The sequence below is a fragment of the Kitasatospora sp. NPDC097643 genome, from assembly GCF_040302625.1.
Classification (GTDB): domain Bacteria; phylum Actinomycetota; class Actinomycetes; order Streptomycetales; family Streptomycetaceae; genus Kitasatospora.
In genome coordinates this window covers 1-3390 of record NZ_JBEOSA010000147.1, presented here as the reverse complement: position 1 = coordinate 3390, position 3390 = coordinate 1, and the positions used below count along the sequence as shown (strand labels likewise).

Sequence of the window (3390 nt, the reverse complement as noted above, 5' to 3'; positions counted from 1 at the left end):
CCCTCCCCCAACACACCACCGTCCGACCCGGAATACACCGAGTCATAGATCTCCCGCCACTCCTCCACCTGCTCACCCGTCGACCCCTCCGAGTCGGCCGACGACGGCACCACATACGCCACCAGACGGACGTCATCGTCCTCATACCGCCGCGCCACCACCAGCGCCTGCGACACCCCAGGCTCCCACTCCAACACCGCCTGCACCTCGGCCGGTTCGACGCGGAAGCCGCGGATCTTCACCTGGTCGTCGGCGCGGCCCAGGTATTCGAGCAGGCCGTCGGTGTTCCAGCGGACCACATCGCCGGTGCGGTACATGCGCTCACCCGGGGTGCCGAACGGGTTGGCAACGAATCGCTCCGCAGTGAGCCCCGGCCGGTTGCCGTAGCCACGCGCCAGGCCGGCGCCCGACACATACAACTCACCCGGGACGCCTGCCGGTACCAGGCCGAGCCGCTCGTCCAGCACCAGCACACCCGCCCCCGGGACCGGGCGGCCGATCGGCGCACCCCCTCCCGGGAGCAACGGATCACTGATCGCCGCCGCCACGGTGATCTCGGTGGGGCCGTAGGCGTTGATCATCCGACGCCCGGGTGCCCAGCGCTCCACCAGCTCCGCCGAGCACGCCTCCGCACCAACAACCAGCCCGACCAAGTCGCCCAGCCGCTCCCACGCACCCGCGGGCAACGTCGCCAGAACCGAGGGCGGCAGGAACGCATGCGTCACACCGCCCGACGCCAGCGCCTCCTCCAACTCCCCACCCACCAACACCGAACCACCCGGCACCACCAGCGCCGCCCCCGCGCCCCAGGCCAGGACGAGTTCCAGGACGGATGCGTCAAAGCTCAGCGAAGCCGACCGCAACACCCGACTCGATCCGCCCACACCCGCACGCCCGCACAACCCGGCGGCGAAACCGCCCACACCGGCGTGTGTGACCGTCACGCCCTTCGGCATGCCCGAAGTGCCAGAGGTGTAGATGACATACGCCGCACTGTCCGCACGCACCGACACTCCGGGCGCTCCCGTCGGCTGACCATCCCATGCCGCAACCGTCGCAGGATCACCGATCAGCACCGACCGGACATCGATGCCGAGTTCACTCGTCGTCAGCACCAGCTCAGGCTGGGCATCCCCGATCAAGTACGAGATCCGCTCCACCGGATACTCCGGATCGATCGGCAGATACGCGGCACCCGCCTTCAACACCCCCAGCACCAGCGCCACCTGCGACCGCGACCGCTCCACCGCGACCCCGACCACGCTCTCCGCACCAACCCCCCGAGCAAGCAGCCAGTGCGCGATCTGGTTCGCCCGCGCATCCAGCTCCGCGTACGAGACCACGCCCGCGGCGTCGACCAGCGCCGGCGCCTGCGGAGTCACCCGAACCTGCGCCTCGAACAACCCCGGCAACGTCACCTCGCCACCCACGCCCGCCGAACCACTCCACTCGGCCAGCTCCCGCCGCTCCTCCTCCCCGAGAAGCGCCAACTCACTGACCCGCAACCCAGGTTCGGCGAGAACCTCGTCGAACACCCGCCCCAGCCGGGCTGCGAACGCCTCCACCGTGGCCCGGTCATACAGGTCCGTCGCGTACTCGACGAACCCACGGATCCCCGTCGGCCGACCCGCCGCATCGAAGGTCTCCGACAGGCTTACCGTCACATCGAACTTCGACGTCCCCGTCGCCAACGACTCCGCCCGCACGCGGAGCCCCGGCAGCTCGAACCGCGCCTCCTCCGCGTTCTGCAACACCAGCGCCACCTGGAACAACGGATGCCGCCCACCCGACCGCACCGGGTTCAGCCGCTCCACCACCAACTCGAACGGCACGTCCTGGTGCGCCCACGCCTCCAGACACACCTCCCGCACCCGCTCCAACAGCTCCGCGAACGACGGATCCCCCGACACATCCGTCCGCAACACCAACGTGTTCACGAAGAACCCGATCAGGTCGTCCAGGCCCTCGTCCGTCCGGCCCGCCACCGGCGAGCCGACCGCGACGTCCGACCCCGCGCCCAACCGCGACAGCAACGCCACCAGCCCCGCCTGCAACACCATGAACAAGGTGGCATCCCCCGACCGCGCCAGCTCACGCAGCCCCGCATGCCCCACCGCACCCACCTCGAAGGGCACCACCGCACCCTCGAACGAGCCCACCACCGGACGCGCCCGGTCCCCCGGCACCGTCACCTCATCCGGCAACCCGGCCAAACGCTCGACCCAGTAACCGAACTGGCGACCCACCACACTCCCCGGATCCGCCACATCCCCCAACACCTCGCCCTGCCACACCGTGTAGTCCGCGTACTGCACCGGCAGCGCCGACCACCCCGGCGCCACACCGCCCAGCCGCGCCTCGTACGCCGCCACCAGATCCCGCGCCAACGGACCCGCCGACCACCCGTCCCCCGCAATGTGGTGCAGCACCAGCACGAGGATCGCGTCCGCGCTGTCGGTGACGTCGAGGAGATGGGCGCGGATCGGAATGTCGCGGTCGAGCCGGAAGCCGAGCCGGATGACGTCGGTGATCCGGGCGGCCGCCTCGGGTTCGGTGACGGACTCGGCGATCAGCGGGACCCGGGCCTGCCCCACCGGTACGACGCGCTGGTAGGGGCGGCCGCCCGTCTCGGGGAAGACGGTGCGCAGCGGCTCGTGCCGGGCCACCACGTCGTTGATCGCGGCCTCCAGCGCACCGGCGTCCAACTCACCGGTCAGCCTCAGCGTGAAGGGCATGTTGTAGGTGGCGGACGGCCCCTCCAGCTTGTGCAGGAACCACAACCGCTGCTGGGCGAACGACAGCGGCAGCAACTCCGGCCGGGCCCGCGACACCAGCGCCGGGCGCACCTCACCCGCCTCCAACCGCCGCGCCACCCCCGCCACCGTCGGCGCCTCGAACAGCACCCGGAGTGGCAGTTCCACACCCAGCACCCGGCGCACCCGGCTCACCAGCCGGGTCGCCAACAGCGAATGCCCACCCAACTCGAAGAAGTCGTCGTCCACGCCCACCTCGGGCACCCCGAGGATCCCGGCGAACAACGAGCACAGCACCTCCTCACGCGGCGACCGCGCTCCCGCCCCACCACGCCCAACGGCGTACACCGGCGCCGGCAGCGCCGCCCGGTCCAGCTTCCCGTTCGCGTTCAGCGGCAGCTCGTCCAACACCACCACGGCCGACGGCACCAGATACCCCGGCAGCACCGCACCCAACCGAGCCCGCAACCCCGCCGACGACACCACCACCCCCACCACACCCACCACATACGCCACCAACCGCGTCTCACCCCCGTGCACAAACGGCACCACCACCGCCTGCGCCACCCCCGACAACCCCCGCAACACCCCCTCCACCTCACCCGGCTCCACCCGGAACCCACGAATCTTCACCTGA

Annotated in this window: 1 protein-coding gene; it reads right to left on the bottom strand. The window is 70.8% G+C overall.

Translation table 11 applies throughout. The annotated features are described in order from the left end of the window. Positions 1-3390: non-ribosomal peptide synthetase (locus tag ABTY15_RS39470; RefSeq protein WP_350607540.1), on the bottom strand; the 3390-nt coding region annotated here is incomplete at both ends.